This is a genomic window from Agromyces seonyuensis, from assembly GCF_009789225.1.
Classification (GTDB): Bacteria; Actinomycetota; Actinomycetes; order Actinomycetales; family Microbacteriaceae; genus Agromyces; species Agromyces seonyuensis.
This window is the reverse complement of sequence record NZ_WSTA01000021.1, coordinates 1-19,042: the sequence shown is the minus strand read 5'-3', so window position 1 is coordinate 19,042 and position 19,042 is coordinate 1. Positions and strand designations below refer to the sequence as shown.

The 19,042-nt window shown below is 72.2% G+C and carries 18 protein-coding genes and 1 tRNA gene; 9 read left to right on the top strand and 10 right to left on the bottom strand.

Annotated features, from left to right (window positions below; all coding sequences use genetic code 11):
* Positions 1–48 precede the first annotated feature (48 nt).
* Together GB864_RS06495 and GB864_RS06490 are read right to left on the bottom strand one after the other, a co-directional pair.
* Complete coding sequence (locus tag GB864_RS06495) at positions 49–1,476, bottom strand: glyceraldehyde-3-phosphate dehydrogenase (RefSeq protein ID WP_236778938.1); 1,428 nt, start codon at positions 1,474–1,476, stop codon at positions 49–51.
* A gap of 231 nt (positions 1,477–1,707) precedes the next feature.
* Positions 1,708–2,661 (bottom strand): AraC family transcriptional regulator, encoded by a 954-nt coding sequence (locus GB864_RS06490; protein WP_160423533.1) that lies wholly within the window; start codon positions 2,659–2,661, stop codon positions 1,708–1,710.
* Between the two features lie 108 nt (positions 2,662–2,769).
* On the opposite strand from GB864_RS06490, the gene GB864_RS06485 reads away from it, so the two are divergent.
* Positions 2,770–3,420, top strand: a complete 651-nt coding sequence (locus GB864_RS06485; protein ID WP_160423532.1) for an NAD(P)-dependent oxidoreductase — start codon at positions 2,770–2,772, stop codon at positions 3,418–3,420.
* A 109-nt stretch (positions 3,421–3,529) separates the two neighbouring features.
* On the opposite strand, the gene GB864_RS06480 is transcribed toward GB864_RS06485, so the two are convergent.
* Positions 3,530–4,684, bottom strand: coding sequence for a hypothetical protein (locus GB864_RS06480; RefSeq protein ID WP_160423531.1), 1,155 nt, complete (start codon positions 4,682–4,684; stop codon positions 3,530–3,532).
* 200 nt (positions 4,685–4,884) lie between these two features.
* Here GB864_RS06480 and GB864_RS06475 point away from each other — a divergent pair, with 200 nt between their 5' ends.
* The 4 genes from GB864_RS06475 (at position 4,885) to GB864_RS06460 (ending at position 8,145) form a co-directional block, all read left to right on the top strand.
* Positions 4,885–5,934 (top strand): zinc-binding dehydrogenase, encoded by a 1,050-nt coding sequence (locus tag GB864_RS06475; RefSeq protein ID WP_202107023.1) that lies wholly within the window; start codon positions 4,885–4,887, stop codon positions 5,932–5,934.
* A gap of 58 nt (positions 5,935–5,992) precedes the next feature.
* The gene (locus GB864_RS06470; RefSeq protein ID WP_160423530.1) at positions 5,993–6,397 is read left to right on the top strand and encodes a (R)-mandelonitrile lyase; all 405 of its coding nucleotides are present in this window, start codon (positions 5,993–5,995) and stop codon (positions 6,395–6,397) included.
* A 98-nt stretch (positions 6,398–6,495) separates the two neighbouring features.
* Positions 6,496–7,134, top strand: a complete 639-nt coding sequence (locus GB864_RS06465) for a hypothetical protein (protein WP_160423529.1) — start codon at positions 6,496–6,498, stop codon at positions 7,132–7,134.
* A gap of 123 nt (positions 7,135–7,257) precedes the next feature.
* Positions 7,258–8,145, top strand: coding sequence for a DUF1214 domain-containing protein (locus GB864_RS06460; protein WP_236778934.1), 888 nt, complete (start codon positions 7,258–7,260; stop codon positions 8,143–8,145).
* Between the two features lie 195 nt (positions 8,146–8,340).
* Here the strand turns inward: GB864_RS06460 and GB864_RS06455 are convergent, their stop codons facing one another.
* The 5 genes from GB864_RS06455 to GB864_RS06435 all read right to left on the bottom strand — a co-directional run bounded on the left by GB864_RS06455 (position 8,341) and on the right by GB864_RS06435 (position 11,504).
* Entirely contained in the window at positions 8,341–8,610 is a 270-nt protein-coding gene (locus GB864_RS06455) for a GlsB/YeaQ/YmgE family stress response membrane protein (protein WP_160423527.1), read from the bottom strand.
* 79 nt (positions 8,611–8,689) lie between these two features.
* Positions 8,690–9,574: a helix-turn-helix transcriptional regulator gene (locus GB864_RS06450; RefSeq protein ID WP_160423526.1), complete on the bottom strand. Its 885-nt coding sequence runs from the start codon at positions 9,572–9,574 to the stop codon at positions 8,690–8,692.
* 122 nt (positions 9,575–9,696) lie between these two features.
* A tRNA-Gly gene (locus GB864_RS06445) sits at positions 9,697–9,768 on the bottom strand.
* A gap of 105 nt (positions 9,769–9,873) precedes the next feature.
* Positions 9,874–11,025, bottom strand: a complete 1,152-nt coding sequence (locus tag GB864_RS06440) for an AI-2E family transporter (RefSeq protein WP_160423525.1) — start codon at positions 11,023–11,025, stop codon at positions 9,874–9,876.
* A gap of 83 nt (positions 11,026–11,108) precedes the next feature.
* Positions 11,109–11,504 carry a pyridoxamine 5'-phosphate oxidase family protein gene (locus GB864_RS06435; RefSeq protein WP_160423524.1) on the bottom strand — a complete coding sequence of 132 codons (396 nt, stop codon included), beginning with the start codon at positions 11,502–11,504 and terminating at the stop codon, positions 11,109–11,111.
* A gap of 238 nt (positions 11,505–11,742) precedes the next feature.
* On the opposite strand from GB864_RS06435, the gene GB864_RS06430 reads away from it, so the two are divergent.
* The gene (locus tag GB864_RS06430) at positions 11,743–13,059 is read left to right on the top strand and encodes a MinD/ParA family ATP-binding protein (protein WP_160423523.1); all 1,317 of its coding nucleotides are present in this window, start codon (positions 11,743–11,745) and stop codon (positions 13,057–13,059) included.
* Positions 13,060–13,157: 98 nt separating this feature from the next.
* Here the strand turns inward: GB864_RS06430 and GB864_RS06425 are convergent, their stop codons facing one another.
* Positions 13,158–14,054, bottom strand: coding sequence for a CHAD domain-containing protein (locus GB864_RS06425; RefSeq protein WP_160423522.1), 897 nt, complete (start codon positions 14,052–14,054; stop codon positions 13,158–13,160).
* Between the two features lie 186 nt (positions 14,055–14,240).
* Between GB864_RS06425 and GB864_RS06420 the strand changes: the two genes are divergently transcribed.
* A complete protein-coding gene (locus GB864_RS06420) occupies positions 14,241–15,941 on the top strand; it encodes a Na+/H+ antiporter (protein ID WP_160423521.1) in 1,701 nt (566 codons plus the stop codon).
* A 12-nt stretch (positions 15,942–15,953) separates the two neighbouring features.
* Here GB864_RS06420 and GB864_RS18930 read toward each other — a convergent pair whose 3' ends face one another.
* Complete coding sequence (locus GB864_RS18930; protein ID WP_160423520.1) at positions 15,954–17,375, bottom strand: cellulase family glycosylhydrolase; 1,422 nt, start codon at positions 17,373–17,375, stop codon at positions 15,954–15,956.
* Positions 17,376–17,460: 85 nt separating this feature from the next.
* Between GB864_RS18930 and GB864_RS06410 the strand changes: the two genes are divergently transcribed.
* Positions 17,461–18,051 carry a hypothetical protein gene (locus GB864_RS06410; RefSeq protein WP_160423519.1) on the top strand — a complete coding sequence of 197 codons (591 nt, stop codon included), beginning with the start codon at positions 17,461–17,463 and terminating at the stop codon, positions 18,049–18,051.
* Between the two features lie 54 nt (positions 18,052–18,105).
* On the top strand, positions 18,106–18,681 hold the full coding sequence (locus GB864_RS06405) for a hypothetical protein (protein ID WP_160423518.1): 576 nt from the start codon (positions 18,106–18,108) through the stop codon (positions 18,679–18,681).
* The last annotated feature ends 361 nt before the right edge of the window (positions 18,682–19,042 follow it).

Genomic DNA, 19,042 nt, shown 5'->3' with positions numbered 1-19,042 from the left:
CCCCGGGTCGGCGTCGACCGACGCGGTCCCGTGTTACGCGGTCCCGCGTTACGCGGTGACCGTGGTCCGCGCGGCGATCTGCTCGATGCGCACGGGCTCCCGCTCGGGGAGCACGAGCGGGTGCGCCCCGGCCATCTCCTCGATGACCCGCACGACCTGGCACGAGTAGCCGAACTCGTTGTCGTACCAGACGTAGAGCACGACGTCGGTGCCGTCGGCGATGGTCGCGAGCCCGTCGACGATGCCCGCACGGTTGGAGCCGACGAAGTCCGTCGAGACGACCTCGGCCGACTCGATGTAGTCGATCTGCTGGCGCAGCGGACTCGTGAGCGACACCTGGCGGAGGTAGCGGTTGAGCGTGTCCTTGTCGGTCGGGCGCTCGAGCTGGAGGTTGAGGATCGCGAGGGATACGTCGGGCGTGGGCACGCGGATCGCGGAGCCCGTGAGCTTGCCCTCGAGCTGCGGCAGCGCCTTGGCGACGGCCTTCGCTGCGCCCGTCTCGGCGATGACCATGTTGAGCACCGCCGAGCGGCCGCGGCGGTCGCCCTTGTGGAAGTTGTCGATGAGGTTCTGGTCGTTCGTGAACGAGTGCACCGTCTCGACGTGTCCGCGCACGACGCCGTATGCCTCGTCGATCGCCGCGAGCACGGGCGTGATCGCGTTCGTCGTGCACGAGGCCGCCGAGAGGATGCGGTCGTCGTCGGCGATCGCCGTGTGGTTGATGCCGTAGACGATGTTCTTCAGCGGCGACTTGCCGGGGGCCGTCAGCAGCACGCGCTGCACGCCCGTGGACCGGAGGTGCTGGGTGAGGCCGGCCTCGTCGCGCCAGCGGCCCGTGTTGTCGACGACGATCGCATCGTGGATGCCGTACGCGGTGTAGTCGATGTTCGCCGGGTCGTCGGAGTAGATGACCTGGATGAGGGTGCCGTTGGCGAGGATCGTGTTCGCCTCCTCGTCGATCTCGATCGTCCCGGGGAACGGACCGTGCACCGAGTCGCGGCGCAGCAGACTCGCGCGCTTCGCCAGGTCGTTCTCGGCGCCCTTGCGCACGACGATCGCGCGCAGGCGCAGGCCCTCGCCGTGGCCGGCGTGGGCGATGAGGATGCGGGCGAGCAGCCGCCCGATCCGCCCGAAGCCGTAGAGCACGACGTCGGCGCCCTGCGGGCGGGGCGATCCCTCGTCGACGAGGACGGGGGCGAGCTCGCTGCGGAGGAAGTCGACGAGGTCGGGTTCACCGGCATCCGCGTGTCGGGCGACGAGGCGGGCGAGGTCGACCGAGGCGGGCCCCGGCGCGACGACGCGCAGTGCCTCGAGCACGCGGACCGTGTCGTTCGGGTCGAGCACGACGTCGCCGGCCTGCCGGGCGAAGCGGTGCGCTTTGAGGATCTCGACGGGGGAGCGGTTGATGAGCCGACGGCCGTGGATCGAGGTGACGACGCCGAAGTCGCGGTAGAGGCCGCCGATGAGCGGGATCATCCGCTCGGCGAGCTCTTCGCGGGCGATCCAGTCCGTACGTCGCTGGGCGAACTCGTGGCTCACGGGTAGTCCTTCCGGCCGCGGCGCATCGCGGGCGCCACCGGCACCTGGTTCGAAAACTGAGGGGTGTTTGCGAGCATAGGTCGGCGAGCGCCCGTTTCACGCTGCAGCGGGGGTCGCGAAAGAGTGCAGAATCGCGGTTCTTTCGCTCCTGCGAAAACCGCCCCCGGTTCAGGCCGCCTGGCGCCGCGTGCGGCCCGGCGTCTCGCCGGTGAGGCGGGCGTAGGCGCGGCTGAACGCGGCCTCGGAGCCGTAGCCCGTCGCGGCCGCGACGTCGGCGACGCGGCGGCCCTGTGCGAGCATCCCGCGCGCGACGCGCATCCTCGTCGACGCGACGTACGCCATCGGCGGGACGCCGACGAGCTCGGTGAAGCGCGCCGCGAAGACGGTGCGCGAGAGGCGGGCGGCGCGCGCGAGCTCGGCGAGGCTCCACGCGCGACCGGGCTCGTGGTGGATCGCCGCGACGGCGGGGCCGAGCTCGGGGTCGCGCAGCGCGGCGAGCCACCCGGACGCCTCGTCGGGGCTCGTCGCGAGCCAGGAGCGCACGGCCTCGACGACGAGGACGTCGGCGAGGCGCGTGGCCACGGCGTCGCCGCCGGGCCGCGGATCCCGCAGTTCGGCGGCGAGGAGCGGGAGGAGGGCGGCGGTCACCGGACGCGCTTCCGCGTCGACGACGACGACCGGGGGAAGCACTCCGAGCATGTCCTGGACCGCGGAGGACTCGAACGCGACGATGCCGCAGAGCAGGGTGAGACTCGTGGGGACGTCGGCGGGGCCGACGTGCATCACGGAGAAGGACTCGCCGATCATCGTCTGGGGCAGCAGGTCGGCGCGGCCGAGCGCCGGGGCGCCGGGCGCCGTGCCGATGCGGTGGCCGATGCCGCGCGGGACGAGCGCGAGCGAGCCGGCGTCCAACCGCACGGGCGGCCGATCGTCGACCTCGAGCCACGCGGTGCCCGCCGCGACGATGTGGAAGCTCAGCGTCTCGGGGAACACCGGCATCGCGACGGCGCCGATCCCGGAGGCCTCGGTCCAGGAGTAGAACGCGCCGCGCATGCGCACGCGGTAGAGGGCGGCGGCGAGCGGATCGGTGCGCTCCCACGGGAGCACGAGGGGCGTCGGCATCGGGCATCCTTCCGGACGATCGATCATGAAAACGGTACTGGGGACGATAGAAGATCCGAGCCGAACGGGCGAGCATCTGAGGACACCTGGAAGCGAAGGAGCACTCTCATGGACACCATCGTCATCGGCGCCTCGAGCGGCACCGGCCGTGCCGTCGTCGACGCCCTCCTCGGACGCGGCCACCGCGTCACTGCGGTCTCCCGGCGGGCGACCGAACGCATCGCACCGCGGGAGGGCCTGACCGTCGTCGACGCCGACGCGACCGATCCCGCCGCCCTCGACCGGCTGCTGCCGGGCCACGACGCCATCGTGCTCACCGTGGGCATCACCGAGCCGCCCATGCGCGTGCGGCTGCGCGGACCGAAGGCCACGACGCTCGACGTGCGTTCGCGCGCCACCGCGGCGGTGCTCGACGCCGCGCGCCGGGCGGGCATCCGCCGCATCGTCGTGCAGTCCTCGTACGGCGTCGGCCAGTCGCGCGACAAGCTCGGCTTCGTCAACCGCCTCTACTTCGCACTGCTGCTCAAGCCCCAGATCTTCGACACCGAGGTGCAGGAGGGGATGCTGCGCGGTTCCGGCCTCGACTGGACGATCGTGCAGCCCGTCTTCCTCACCGACGAGCCGGGCGAGGAACGCTTCACCGCGACCGACGGACGCATCCGGGGGCACTCGGTCTCGCGCCGCGCGGTCGCGCAGTTGCATGCCGAGCTCGCGGAGTCCACGGACCTCGTGCACGAGAGCGTCGCCGTCTCCGGCTGAACCGCCTCCGTGGTCGAGTCGGCGTCAGCGCCGTATCGAGACCCCGCGAGGCGACCTCACCAGCTCTCGATGCCCCTTCGATCCTCGACCAGCGGGCGGCGCGGCCGCGTCAGTCCATCGAGATCGGCTGGAATGCGGCATCCTCGGTCGACCCGACCGGCGCCGCGAGCGTGCGGTAGCGATAGCGGGCGTCGAGCGCCGAGCGGTCGGGATGCCCGAACAAGTAGGACGCGACGACCCGGAACTCCGCGAGGCGGCCCGCGGGCACGCGGCTCTCGGAGAGGTCCGCGCCGCCGATGAGCGCGGCGGCCAGCGCGGTCCAGTAGACGCCGATGCCGCGGAACGAGCGGGCCGGCCGACCGGGCTCGACGTCGGTGAGCAGGATGCCGTGGGAGGCGCTCGAGCACGTGATGGCAAGGCGCCGGCCGAGTTCCGAATAGCCCGCGAACCCATCCTCGAGCTCGTCGTACTGCATCCACCCGGCGGCGCGGACGACGCTGCGCAGCTCGCGGCCGGACCCGGTGACGGTGCCGAAGGGCACGTCGAGCGCGGAGGTGATGAGCTGGTCGAGGAAGCGCGAGTCGCCGTCGTACTGGATGAAGCGGCCGATGTAGCCCTTCTCGGCGGCCCCGTCGGACGCCGGGGAGGGTCGGCCGAAGTCCTCGACGCGCTCGCGGATCTGGTCGAGGTTCGTGTCGGCCTGCTCGAGCAGCGCTGCGGAGAGGGCGAACAGCCGATCGACCTCGCGCGGCAGCTGCCGCGGGGACTTGTAGCGGAAGTCGTGCTCGAGCTCGCTCCACGTGTCGGAGAGGGCGGTGCGCAGCTGCACCTCGACGCGCCAGTCGTCTCCGTCGGCATCCGCGTCGGCGATCTCGCCGGGGATGCGGCCGACGAACTGCACGCTGCGATAGCCGAAGGCGTCGGGGGCGAGGAGGTCGCTCTTGTCCACCCAGGAGTCGTCGTCGACGACGAGCGCCTCGCGCACGACCTGCTCCATGCGGGCGAGGTCGCCCTCGAAGTTCGCGATGACGCGGATGCCGAGCACGTCGAGGACGGGTCGGTCGGGCTGGCGGCGCAGCTTCGCCTCGAAGGAGTCGCGGGCCTTCACCCGGCCGCTGACGTGGAAGTACTTGAACCCGGCCTCGTGGAGGCGGTCGGTGAACTCCTCGACGAGCTGCGCCTGGAGTCGCTCGTACCGCGGCAGCTCGCGCTCGTAGCGCTCGAGCTCCGCGTCGAGGTAGGCCTGGTCCCCGCGGTCATCCACGGCCCTCAGGCTACTCGCGCGCTCGCCGGGGCGGCGCGAGCCCGCGCGACCTGAGCCCGCGCGGCGCGAGCCCCGCGCGGCGAAGGGGGTACCGCCGGTACCCGTTCCGACCGGGACTCCCGCTCCGGGGCGCGTCGGCGTGGACTGGGTGTCGCCGGTGCAGCGAGATCCGCCCCGGCGCAACCGCCCGAGAGGAACCCATGCAGGCCACCTTCATGTACGGCGCCGGCGACGTCCGCGTCGAGACCGTCCCCGACCCCGTCATCCAGCACCCGACCGACGCCATCGTGCGCACCGTGCGCGCCTGCATCTGCGGCAGCGACCTGCACCCGTACCACTCGATGCCCCACGGTGCGCACGGCACCCCGATGGGCCACGAGCTCATCGGCATCGTCGAGGAGGTCGGCTCCGAGGTCGTCACGGTGAAGCCCGGCGACTTCGTGGTGGCCCCCTTCGCGTTCCAGGACAACACGTGCGCGTTCTGCCGCGAGGGTTTCCAGACGGCGTGCGTCCACGGCGGCTGGTACGGCAACCCCGAGGTCGGCGGCCTCCAGGCCGAACTCGCCCGCATCCCGCTCGCCGACGGCAGCCTCGTCACGGTGCCCGGCGTCGACCCGTCGGGCGCCGATGCGTCGCTCCTGGCATCCCTGCTCGCGCTCAGCGACGTCTACCTCACCGGGTACCACGCCGCGTTCATGGGCCGCGTCGAGCCGGGCAAGACGGTCACCGTCGTCGGCGACGGCGCGGTCGGGCTCTCGGCCGTGCTCGCCTCGCGCCGGCTCGGCGCCGAGCGCATCATCCTCATGGGCCGCCACGCCGCCCGCACCGACCTCGGCGTCGAGTGGGGCGCGACGGACGTCGTCGCCGAACGCGGCGACGAGGGCGTCGCGAAGGTGCTGGAGCTCACCGGCGGCGAGGGCAGCCATGTGGTGCTCGAGGCCGTCGGCCTGATGCCCGCCTACGAGCAGTCGTACGGGATCCTCCGCCCCGGCGGCGTGCTCTCCCGCGTCGGCGTGCCGCAGTACGAGTCGGCGCCCATCGGGTTCGGCTCGCTGTTCGGCAAGAACGCGACGCTCACCGGCGGCCCGGCGCCCGTACGCGCCTACCTCGAGCCGGCGATCGCGCAGGTGCTCGCGGGTGAGATCGACCCGGGTCGCGTCTTCGACCGCGTCATCGGCATCGACGAGGCGCCGGCCGGCTACGCGGCGATGGATGCCCGCGAGTCGCTGAAGACGATGATCCGATTCTGATCGCGGATGCTTCCCGCGGCGCTTCGCCGCGGGCATCCTGGCTCCGGAAGGGGAGACCGTGACCGAACTGCAGCCCAAGGGGCCGACGAACCGCGGCCCCGCCGAGTGGTTCACCGGCGACGTCTACTTCAACGCGTACTACCGCGGCACCGAGCCCTCGCGGGCGCGGCTGAACCTCGTGCGCTTCACGCCCGGCGCGCGTACCGCGTGGCACCGGCACGCGCTCGGCCAGACGCTGCACGTGACCGAGGGCCTCGGGTACGTGCAGTCGCGCGGCGAGGAGCTCATCGTGCTGCACCCCGGCGACACGGCCTACACGCCCGCCGGCGAGTGGCACTGGCACGGCGCGACCGCCGACCAGTTCATGTGCCACCTCGCCCTGTGGGAGGCGCCCGACCCCGACGGCGACGAGCCGGAGACGGTGTGGGGCGACCTGCTCACGGATGAGGAGTACCCGGGCTGAGCGAACTGCTCGAACGGAGGCCGGGCCCCCGTCGCGCCGCGGCGCCCGGCTTCCGTTTCCGCCGCCCCGGCCCGCGCGTCGGGTTGTAGCGTGATCGCATGCGGCGCACGACGACGGTGTGGATGACCGGAGGTCTCGGACTCATCGCGGCCGGCGTGCTCGGGATGCTGCGCGACAACCTCGTGGGCAGCGCCGGGGCGCCCGTGATCGCCGCCGCCGCCGAGATCCTCGCCGCCGCAGCGCTGCTGCTGTTCGCGATCGGCACGTCGCGGGAGTCGAGCGTGGTCGCGCGACGGCCGCTCGGCGTCATCGCCCTCGTCGTGCTCGCGCTCTGGCCGTTCGCGACGCAGTTCATCGGCCGGTTGCTGAGCCCGTCGGAGCCGATCGGCGACCTCGCGTGGAGCGTGTTCGGCGTCGCGTCGGTGCTCGTCCCCGCCGCGGCCGGCTTCATCGCGGCCGTGCAGATCGCCCGCGCCGACACGGTTCCGAGCCCGTGGAACCGGGCGCCGTTGTGGGTGTTCGGCCTGCACGTCGTGGCGTGGGTCGTGCCGCAGCTCCTCTTCGCCGCGGTCGGCGCCGACGACATCCAGGGCCTCGCCGGGTTGTTCCTGACGCTCGGGAAGCTCGCTTACCTGGCGGGCACCCTCGGCCTCGGCATCGTGGCCGTGCTGCTCGCGAATCGTCGGCGGACGACCACGGTTCCGGTGTTCCAGTCGGCGTCGACCGACCGCGACTGACGGAAATCGCGACGCGCTGCCGACCCGCGAGTCCAGCGGCGCGCGGGCCGATGGCGCTGCGAATATCGGGACATGCCCATACATGTCAACGCAGATAACTTCGTGCTCGCAGAGACGCACCGGATGATGCACGATCTTCAGCGCGACGCCGGCGGAGTCAATCGATTCGTGCACAACCGCGTTCCGGCGGCCGTCGATGCTCAGACGGTCATCCGGTTGAACCGGGACACGCTGTACAGCTTCGCGGTCGTCGACATCAGCGCCGGCGCGACGCTGACCCTCCCCGAGCCCGGGGAGCGGTATCTGTCGGCGATGGTGGTCAACGAGCACCACTACATCGATGCGATCTTCCATGGAGCCGGCGAGCATCGTCTGACCGTCGAGCAGTTCGGCACTCCGTACGTCGTGGTGGCGGTGCGGACACTGGTCGATCCCGCCGTCGAATCCGACCTCGCGGAGGTGGCGGCTTTGCAGGACGAGATCGGGCTCGAGGTCGGATCATCGAACCCCTTCGAGCTGCCCGACTACGACACCGCCGGCCTCGATGAGACCCGTGACGCCCTGCTCGCGCTCGCTCGGAATCTCACCGCCTTCGACCGCACGTTCGGCTCGCGTGATGACGTCGACCCGGTCCGGCACCTCATCGGCACCGCCGCCGGGTGGGGCGGGCTCCCCTCGATCGAGGCGACCTACCTCGGCGTCGACCCCCGACTGCCCGTCGGGCAGTACGAGTTGACCGTCGGCGAGGTTCCGGTCGACGGGTTCTGGTCGATCTCCGTGTACAACAGGGCCGGCTACTTCGAGCCGAACGACCGGGGCGCCTACTCGATCAACAGCATCACCGGGGTGCGGAACGAGGACGGCACGATCACCGTCCGTTTCGGCGACTACCCCGACGACGTCCCGAACGCCTTGCCGATCGTCGAGGGATGGAACTACCTCGTCCGGCTCTACCGACCCCACCCCGAGATCACCGACGGCCGCTGGAGCTTCCCGGCGCTCGCGCAGTAGGAAGGGTCGCGCGGTCAGCCCGGAGCGGACCTGGACGGGTCAGGCAGTCCTCGGCGCGAAGGCCGGTGCGACGGACGATTTCGTCGCCGAGTCCGCGGAGGAACGTCCCGTTCTCGCCTTGCGCCCATCGCTTGGCGACGGCGTTCGCCGGGTGCACGAGCAGATCCCCACGCGGGAGATCCTCGCATGGAGTGCTCAGGGCCGGCGGTCGCGGCCGCGGAGGAGCGCGGCCTGGACGAGCAGCACCACGGCCGCGCCCGCGATGGCGCAGAGCCAGCTGCGCAGATCCCAGAATCGGTGGAGGTCGATGCTGAAGAGCGCGATGCCGAGCCAGCCGCCGAGACACGAGCCGACGACGCCGAGCACGAGCGTGAGGAGCCAACCGCCGCCGTTCCCGGCCGGGCGGATCAGCATGGCGATCGCGCCGGCGATGAGGCCGAGGACCGCGAATGCGACGAACCCCATGGGATCCCCCTTACTCGACGATGAGCATGGCTCATTCAAGCACCGGGGCGCCCGGGGCGCCGCCCCGGGAACGGGGGGCTTACTCGACTGCGGCTCGGTCCTCGGCTGAGAACTCCGCCTCCTGCGTCGCCGCCCACGAGGCGAGCAGGCGCAGGCCGTCGGCCGACGGCGAGCCCTCGGGGGCCGAGTACACGTTGAGGTAGAGGCCGGGCTCGCTCGAGAGCTCCATCGACTCGAAGTTCAGGTCGAGGTCGCCGACGACCGGGTGGCGCAGGCGCTTCAGTCCGCTGCGGTGGAACTTCACGTCGCGGGATGCCCACTGCCGGCGGAAGTCATCGCTCTGCGTCGACAGCTCGCCGACGAGGCGGATGAGATCGGGGTCGTGCGGGTTGCGGCCGACTTCGAGCCGCAGCATCGCGGCGGCGTCGTGCAGGATGCGGTCGTGATCGCGCCAGAACGCGCGGGCCGCAGGGTTCAGGTAGGCGAAGCGCGTGGTGTTGACCGGCCGGTGCGGGTCGGCGTAGACGGGGGAGTAGAGCGCGCGGCCCATCCTGTTGGCGGCGATGATGTCGTGCCGGCCGTTGCGCACCCATGCCGGGGCGTCGGAGATGGCGTCGAGCACCTGCTGCACCGCCGGGCGCACGGCCGTCGCGGGCTTCGTGGCCCGCTTGCGCCCCGGCCCGGCCGCGCGGGCGAGATCGAAGAGGTACTCGCGTTCCGCGTCATCCAGTCGGAGGGCGTTCGCGAGTGCATCGAGCACGCTCTCGGAGGCACCGGCCAGGTTGCCGCGCTCCAGGCGCACGTAGTAGTCGACCGAGAGGCCGGCGAGCATCGCGACCTCCTCGCGACGCAGCCCGGTCACCCGGCGGTTGCCGCCGTAGACGGGCAGGCCGGCCTCCTCGGGGGTGATGCGCGCACGCCGCGAGCCGAGGAACTCGCGGGCCTCCGAGCGGATGTCTCCCATTCCTCCACGGTAGGCCGGGCGACCCCGCTGCCGGGAGGGTCTGCGCGTACCTGGCTCGCCCCGGCTTCCGGAACGCCCGGAAACGAGTGAAGCCCGGCGGGGTGACCGCCGGGCTTCATCGGAGCGGATGACGAGATTCGAACTCGCGACCCTCACCTTGGCAAGGTGATGCGCTACCACTGCGCCACATCCGCATGCCGCCCGTCGCCGGGCAACTCCGAAAGACTACCCGCCGCCGTGGCGGCGACGAAATCACGTCGCGGCCCGCGCGCGTCGCGCCGTGACCGGCGAACGCGCGGCTACTCGCGTTCGGGCACCTTCGCGCGCGCCCAGCGGGCGGGCAGGTTCGGGCCGTCCCAGACCTGGATGATGCCCCAGGCCGCCGCGGCGATCGGCACCGCCAGCACCGCGCCGAGGACGCCGCCGACGGCCGTGCCGACGGTCAGGGCGACGAGGATGACGAAGGCGTGCAGCTTCATCGAGCGCCCCATGAGCACGGGCTGGAGGAAGTTGCCCTCGAGCTGCTGGACGAGGATCACGACGCCGACGACGAAGAGCGCGTTGATCCAGCCGTTCGCGACGAGGGCGACGAGCGCTGCCAGGATGCCCGCGATCGTCGCACCGACGATCGGGATGAACGCGAGCAGGAACACGAGCACCGCGAGCGGGAGCGCGAGCGGCACCTGCAGGATGAGCAGGCCGATGAGGATGCCGACGGCGTCGACCGCCGCCACCGCCGCAGTGCCGCGGATGTACGAGCCGAACGTCGAGACCGTCTTATCGCCGATGCGGCGGGCCCGGCGGTAGTGGTCGCCGTGGAAGGGGCGCAGCAGGAACTCCCACATGCGCGGCCCGTCCTTCAGGAAGAAGAACAGGATGACGATCATCAGCACGAGGCCCGTGATGAAGCTCGCGACCGCGCCGACGCCCGCGACGGCGCCCGAGCCGAACTGGGCGCTCGTGAGGAAGCCGACGGCCTGGTCGATCCAGTCCTGGATCTGGTCGGGTTCGGGGAAGAACGGTAGGTCCTGCGCCCAGTGCACGAGGTCGTCGAATCCGTCGGAGGCCTGCGTCGCGAGATCGTCCCACTGATCCTGCACGGCCTCGACGATGAGCCAGGCGATGCCGCCGAGCACCACGAAGGTCGCGAGCAGCGCGAGGAGCGTCGCGAGGACGTCCGGAACGCCCCGGCGCCGCATCCACGCCATCACGGGGGCGAACGCGCTCGCCAGGATGAGGGCGAGCACGAGCGGGATCGTCACGATCGTGAGCGTCTGGATGAGCCAGATGATGCCCGCCGCGACCGCGACGACGACGATGATCTGGATGCTCCGGGTGGCCAGCCGGCCGAACCCGTCGGCCCACAGGCTCCACGGCGCGCGCGAGGCCTTGAGGCCGACGTTCGCGTCGAGGCGGACGGTCTTCGGGGTCGGTCGTCGGAACAGCGCCATGCCCAGACAGTAGGGCCTTCCGGCGACACCCGCCCGCGGCGACGGGCATCCTCTCGGCGAGTCGTCAGCCGGCGCCGCGACGCTCAGGCCCGCAGGCCCGGCGACCCCATGACCTTGGTCGGCGCGATGCGGATGACGACTCGGTTCGGGTTCTCGCGGGGCTGGCGGTAGCGGTTCGCGTAGAGCTCGACCGCGTGGGCGACGGCCGCGGGGTCGCGCTCGATCTCGGCGCGGCCGGCGATGCTCAGCCACGCGGGCCCGGCGACCTGCGCGACGGTGGCGCGGTCGTCCCGCTCGACGTTCACGACCTTCTGGCTGCCGTCGTTCGTGATGATGCGGACGTAACCGTCCTCGCCGAGCGTGAAGCCGACGGCGACGACGTGCACGCCGCCGTCGCGGCCCATCGTGGAGAGGGTCGCGAGGTGGTACTCGTCGAGGAAGGCACGGCCGGCGTCGGTGAGCTGCACGGGGGAGGTCATCCACCCATTCTCGACGGAACGCTTCGAGCAGGCCGAGCGCTTCGGGGCGACGGCGACCGGCGGTCCGCCCGGGGAGCCCGACGCCGTCGATGCGATGTCCCCCGGGTGCGGGGCAAATGGATGGAACCGGACCCCCGCCGCTCGTATGCTGTGAAGGCACCGGGCCGGCACCCGAGCCGTCCGCCCCGGAGCTGCTCGCCGCCCGCCCCCGGCGGCCAAGCCACGACAGGGAGAGTCCATGACGACCGACCACGCCCTCGACGGGCCGACCGTGACCGTGCAGATGCGCAACGACGGGTCCGCGGAAGTGCGCATCGACGACGAAATGCACATCGTGCTCGCCGATTCCGCCGAGCAGACGCTCGACGCAGTCAGCGCCCTCATCGCGATCGAGGCGGCCAAGGTCGGCCGACCGCTGCCGGTGATGACCTACGACCCGACCGGCACCTGGCCGATCATCGTCCACCCCGACGGCAAGGTCGTCGCCGACACGAGCGTCGAGGTCGCCGACCGGCCGCGTCCCGTCGACCTGACGCCCATGACCCCGCCCGCGCCAGCAGCCGAGGGCGCCCCGCAGCCCGCTCCGGCCGTGCAGCCGGTCGCCGCGCAGCCCCTTCAGCACTCCGTCGCCACGATGCGTTCGCGCCGTTCCTTCATCGAGGAGGAGCAGCAGTCCCAGCGGGCCACGCGCGGCTGGCGCGGCGCGATGAACAAGGTCGGCATGCGGGTCGCCCCGTCGGCCGCCGAGGCCGAGGAGCTCGAGGACCTCGCCCGGGTCAGCCGGCACTGGGCGGGCCCCCGCACCATCGCGATCGTCAACGGCAAGGGCGGGGCGGGCAAGACGCCCTCGACTGCCATGCTCTCGGCGATCTTCGCCCGCAACGGTGGCGCCGGCGTGCTCGCCTGGGACAACAACGAGACCCGCGGCACCCTCGGCTGGCGAACCGAGCAGGGCGCGCACGACGCGACGATCCACGAGCTGCTGCCGAACGCCGCGCACCTCATCGGCCCGATGGCGCGCGTCTCCGACCTCACCGCGTTCGTGCACCACCAGACCGAGGACCGCTACGACGTCCTGCGGTCGAACCCGAACGTCCTCGCCGAGAACCAGCGGCTGACCTCCGCCGAGTTCGACGCCGTGCACGCCGTCGCCGCGAAGTACTTCCGGCTCATCGTCATCGACTCCGGCAACGACGAGTCGGCCGAACGCTGGCGTCGCATGGTCGACCAGGCCGACCAGCTCGTCATCGCGACGACCGCGCAGGGCGAGCACGCCGAGGCCGGGGCGCTCCTTCTCGAGGCGCTGCGCTCGCGCGACGGCCGCGCCGCGCGCCTCGCGGACCAGGCCGTCGTGATCGTGTCCCAGTCCGACCGCCGTGCGGGCCTCGGCCCGGCCGAGCACATCGCCTCGGGCTTCCGGCCCATCGCCCGCAAGGCCGTCGTGATCCCCTACGACCCGGCCATGCGCGACGGCAAACTGCGCTTCGACCGCCTCGCGAAGCCGACCCGACGGGCCTGGCTGGCCGCCGCCGGGGCCGTCGCCGACGGGCTCTGATCGGCGTCGTTCCGCGGGTTTCCGGGGCACGCGCGGAAGCGTGCAGGAACGGCAACCTCAACGTGAATCCGTGACCCTCGATCGGGCGGGGGCCCGGCTCAGGCGAAGGCGCGGAGCGCCGCCCGCAGCTCGTCGACGGTCGCGGGCAGCTTCCCGAGCCGGGCGCCGGCCTCGAGGCGGGCGCGGGCCGCGATCGGCTCGAGCGCGGCGCCGGAGCCGGGCAGCGCCTCGACGTGCTCGGCGAACAGCACGCCGTCGCGGTGGGCGCCGAGCGACTCGTGGATCGCCTCGGCCGCGGCGGCGAGCCGGTCGGCGCGCTCGCCGAACCGCGACGCGGGCAATGCGGCGGCCGCCTCGGTCGCGTACCGCAGCCGCCGCGCCGCCTTCCGGAACCCGTGCAGGTCGTCGAGGCTCGCGGATGCCCCGAGCGCGGCATCCGCCCGATCGAGCGCTCGCTCGCCCTGCTGCACGAGACGCTCTCGCAACCCGTCCTCGATGGGCTGCCGCGCAACGGCGGTCCGGCCGGGCTCGAGCAGGAACGCCGCGAGTCGCCGCCGACGCCCTGCCGCCGCGGGTCCGATGCCGTGCCGCGCGAGCCGTGCGTGCTCGAAGGCCCGCGCCGAGCGTTCGTCGTCGACGAGCAGCACCCGTGCCTCGGGCGGGTCGTCCGCTGCGAGGTGGTGCTCCGCGAACTCGATGCGCACCTCGGCGTCCCGCACGTCGCCGAGCTCGCGGCCCCACGCCCGGTAGTCGGCGCGGAGCACGTCGACCCGCGCGCCGTCGAAGAACGGTCGGAACGCCGCGAGCGCGCTGCGCAGCCGCCGCACGGCCTTGCGGTGGGCGTGCACGCCGTCGGGAAGGTCCAGCAGTGCGGGTCCGAGACTCGCGTCGAGCGTCTCGACGATGGCCGCGATCGCCACGAGCGCCGCGGCGCCGGCATCCTCGGGGTCGGGCCGCCCGGCCTCGAGCGGTTGGGCCGCCTCGCCCTCGGTCATCCGGCCCCCTCCCGCCTGCGCCCGACGCTAGCGACCGGCGCCCCGCGCCGCGACCGGGACCGCGCGGACAGGTCCGACGAGACCGGTCCACCCGTACCCGGGAATCGCCGGGCCTCCCGCGCGGTTCGATTCCGGGTGCAGGGTGGGATCACCGGGATCCCGTCCGGCCGGGGAAAGGAGCCGTCGATGGAAGGGCTCGAGGTCACCGTCCTGCTCGCGCTGACGATCCTCGCGGGCACCGTCGTCGCGATGCGCGTGAGGATCGCCGCGCCGCTCGTGCTGCTCGTGCTCGGGCTGCTGCTCGGCTTCGTGCCGCAATTGCGGGAGGTGCAACTGCCGCCGGAGACCGTGCTGCTCCTGTTCCTGCCGGTCATGCTGTTCTGGGAGAGCCTCACCACCTCGCTGCGGTCGATCCGGCGCGACTTCCGCGGCATCGTCCTCGTGAGCACCCTGCTCGTCGTCGTGACCGCGTTCGCCGTCGGCGGCGCCGCGGCCGCGCTCGGTGTGCCGTGGACGGCCGCCCTCATCCTCGGTGCGGCGATCGCGCCGCCGGACGCCACGGCCGTCAGCGCGCTCGGTCGCAGTCTGCCGCGGCGCAACTTCATGCTCCTGAAGGCCGAGAGCCTCACGAACGACGGAACGGCGCTCGTCGTCTACGGGGTCGCCGTCGGCATCGCGACCGGCGATTCGTACACGGCGTGGGACCTCTCGTGGCTCGTGGTGCTCTCCTACCTGGGGGGTATCGCGGCCGGGCTCCTCGTCGCCTGGGCGGCCTACCTGTTCGCCCGGCGACGCCGCGACGCGCTCACGATCAATCTCGGACTCTTCGCGACGCCGTTCACGGCGTACCTGCTCGCGGAGCTCATCGGCGCTTCGGGCGTGCTCGCCGTGGTCGTCGCGGGACTCTTCGTCTCGTACCAGTCGGCGCGCATCAGCACGGCGGCCTCGCGACGGCTGACCGAGTCGGCCTGGCCCTTCGGCTCCTACCTCCTGAACGGCGCCCTGTTCGTGCTGGTCGGCATCGAGGTGCAGGTCGTCGCCCGCGAGATCCCCGGGTGGGAGGTCGCGTGGCTCCTGCTCGTGACGGTCGTCGTGTGGGTCGTCATGCTGGTGGTGCGCTTCGTGTTCCAGGTGCTCTCGATCACGCTCATCCGGCTCATCGACCGGCGCCCCTCGCAACGCGCTCGCCGCATGAGCCATCGAGCCCGCGTCGTGAGCACGGTCGCGGGCTTCCGCGGCGCGGTCTCGCTCGCGCTCGCGCTCGCCGTGCCGGCGACGGCCTCGGGCGCGCCGCTGGAAGGCCGCGACGAGATCATCTTCGTGACCGCGGGCGTCATCCTGCTGACCCTCCTCGTGCAGGGCCCGCTCCTGCCGGCGGTCGTGCGCTGGGCGCGCTTCCCCGAGGACTTCGGCGAGGACGAGGAGCGCTCGCTCGCCGAGCGCTCCCTCTCGGGCGCCGCGTACCAGGTGGTCGACGAACTCGCCGACGAGCTCGGTGTCGGCGACGACACCCGCGAACGCGTGCGGCGCGATCTCGAGGAACGGCTCGAGGTCATGAACGCCAAGGCCGCGGCGAAGGCCGGCGCCTCGCTCGTCGTCGCGGGCTCGACCGGCGCCGCCGGGGTCGCCGGATCGGCCGGCTCGGCGGACCCTTCCGACGCGACCGGCGCCGATCCGCTCGCCGACGAGGATGCCGAGGTCGACCTCTCCCCGGTGCACCGGTTCGAGGAGTACCGGCGGATGCAGCTCGCCATCCTCGATCGCAAGCGGGAGGTGCTGCTGCGGCTGCGCCGCGACGGCTCGATCGACGACGCGGTCGCGAACTCGGTGCAGACGCGGCTCGACGTCGAGGAGCAGCGCATCGCCGGCGTCGAGGCGATCGACTGAGGGCCGCAGGTCTCAGCCGGCGCTGACCACGACGGTGATCTCGCTCTCGCCCGCCGGCGCCTCGAGCTGGAGGATGCGGCTCGCCGCGTCCCACTCGAGGATCTCCGCCCCCTCGACGTGCACGTCGTCGCCGATCGAGTCGGGCAGGTAGAGCTCGGTCGGCGCGCTCGCCGAGGCATCCGGTTCCGTGACGAGCGTGAAGACGCCGTCCTCCCACGACCACGAGCGGGCCGTGCCCGCGACCGCGACCGGGTACGCGCGATCGACGGCGCCGATCAGATTGCGGGGGGTGCCGTCCGCCTCGTAGGGACCCCAGCCGCCGGGGTCTCGCGACCAGTAGGTGACGCCGAAGCCGAGTTCGCCGGCGGTGTCGTACATGAGGTCGACGTAGTCGAGCGCGCCCGGCAGCGTCGTGTCGAGCCCGAACTCGCCGAGGATGACCGGCACGTCGCCGAGCTCGTGGGAGGTGCGCAGCACGTTGTCGCGCCACGAGGCGACGGTGCCTTCGACGAGGTCGCGGGACGTCCCGCTGAAGCCGTCGCCGAGGTCCATCGGGAGCGGGTAGATGTGCGGGCAGAACGCGATGCGAGGGTCGCCCTCGCGGGGGTCGTCGACGTGGCCGAGCGCGCTCGGCAGGCCCCAGTTGAAGCCGAGGGCCTGCGGCTCGAGGCAGGCCCACGAGTCCTGGTCGACCTCGCGGATCGCGTCGACGCTGCGCTGGTAGAGCTCGGTCAGCGGCCCGGACTCGAACGCGACGCCCTGCACGGAGCCGCCGTAGGGCTCGTTCATGAGGTCGTAGGCGACGACGGCGTCGGTGTCGGCGAACCGCTCGGCCACGGCCCGCCAGGCGCCGGCGTAGTGGTCCATGAGCTCGGGGTGCTCGCCCGTCGTGTTCCAAAAGTTGTCGAACGCGCGGATGACGCCGGGCTGCAGGTAGTAGAGCTCCCACTGCGGCTGGGGTTCCACCGGCAGGCCGTCCATATAGGTCGCCCACACCGGGGCGCCGTTGCCGACCTGGCCGTCGGGCGTGATGCCGACGCCCCAGAGGTCCTGGTGCATGTCGAGCATCACGGAGTAGCCGCGCTCGTCGTACCAGCGCACCCGTTCGGCGACGTCGTCGAGGTAGTCCTGGTCGTAGACGCCCGGGCTCGGCTCGACCTTGCGCCACGAGATCAGGTAGCGCACGAAGGAAGTGCCCATGTCGGCGTGCTCGGCGTCGAGGTCGTCCTCGGTGAAGTCGGGGAGGCCGTCGGCGACGGTCTTCGAACTGCTCGCGGTGTTGAAGCCGTGGGCGACGAGCGTGCGGCCGTCCGGACCGGTGAGGCCGGCAGCGAGCGAATCCGGCACCGGCGTGCGCGCTGCTGCGGCCGCGGCCCCCACGCCGAAGACGGCGACGAGGAGCACGGCGAGGGTCGAACGGGCACCGAAACGCACTGCGGTCTCCTCGGGTCTCGCGCCCCTCGGGCGGGGCGTGGAAATCGCTCGACATCGAGCGTGTGCGCGAGGCTATCATCGGCCCATGCCAACTGGGACGATCGACCCACAACCGCTCGGGCGCACGTCCTGGACGGTCCTCATCGCGCTCGCCGTGCTCTGCCTCCTGGCGGGGATCCAGCCCCTCATGGGTACCGCCGTGGCGTGGTTCCCCTACGTCGCCGTGCCCGCCGCGATCGGCCTGCCCTTCCTGCTGCCGGCCCTGCGACCGGTGCCCGTCGGCGAGACGACGTGGCTGTTGTGGGCCGTCGATCTCGTCGCCGTCGCCGTGCTCCTCGTCACCGCGTGGGTGCTGCTGCGCGCCGCGGTGCGCAAGCGCCCGTTCCCACGGCCCGCCCGCGCCTTCGGCCGTGCCCTCGGCGTGACCGTGCTCGCCGTCATGGCCGCGAACCTCGTGCGCGGCGTCGCGTACTCGTTCGTGCTCCACGCCGACCTCGGCACGTTCCTCGGCACGACGGCGGCGAACCTGGTCTTCTCGGCACTGTTCGGTGCGGCCTTCGGCATCCTCGTCGGCATCGCCGTCGCGATCGCCGCCGCGACCGCCCGCCGGCCTGCGGTGGATGACTCCCCCGCACCGGTTTCCGCCGGCACGCCGGCCCCCGCGAACGTGGGGTAGGCGAGTCCGCACCGGCCCTTCCGCGACAGCTGTCAGCGCTGCCAGCATGACCGGATGACGACCGAGACCGCGACGATCGAGCTCATCGGCTGGAAGGCCTACTGCGACCGGATCCGGGAGGACGATCCCGAGCTGCTTCGCAGCGGTCTGCCCGCCCGATTCCACTCCCGCTGGCGTGTGGCACGGAGCTTCACGGGCCTCCAGCTCGACGGGTACCGCGACGACACCCTGGCCGGTCAGACCAGCCTGTTCAGACTGCTGCTCGCGTACTCGGCGCTCGAGCAGTTCACCAAGCTCGACCCGAGCCGGAAGGCGGCTCTCGGCGCGATCGCGGATCCGGACCTCGCCGACGAGTTGCGGAGCACGCTCGACATCGAGGCCATGACGTCGAACGAGAACGTGACCGGGATGAAGGGAAGCGGCAAGTTCGACGACATCTCGACGACCGCAGGCCTCGTCGTCTTCGCGTACGCGCTCCGCAACATCCATGCGCACGGATCGGCGACGCCGCACGGCCTGGGCGTGAACACCGCCCGTGCCTGCCGAGCCGTCGATGCGCTCAGCTCGAAGCTCCTCAGCGAGGTCGAGCAAGCGTTCACCGAGTACGCGGCGCAGCCCGCACAGCCGTAGCGGGTTCGACCGGGCGAGATCTCCCGTTGGGTCGAGAGCACGGGACGTGCCGTCGGCGTCGGTATCGAACGTGCGCGCTCTGACCGGCGGTGCGCGTCGGGCCGGCGCTTCGTTCCGCCCGCGGTCGATCACGACGCGGTGGAATCCGGCGGGCCGCTCCAGCCTCCCCGGCCTCCTCCCCATTCGTCTCGTCCCGTCTCGGCGGGCGAGTGGAGCGCGTCCGCGCGGTCGATTCGGGCGTGGTCGGGGGTTTGGGTGGTGGGCTGGGGTGCGACACGCCCGGGGTGTGGGCTGGGTTTGCGGGGTGGGCGGGTTCGGCGTAATGTTTTCCCTCGTTGCCCCGGAGGCGCAGGAAGCGGAA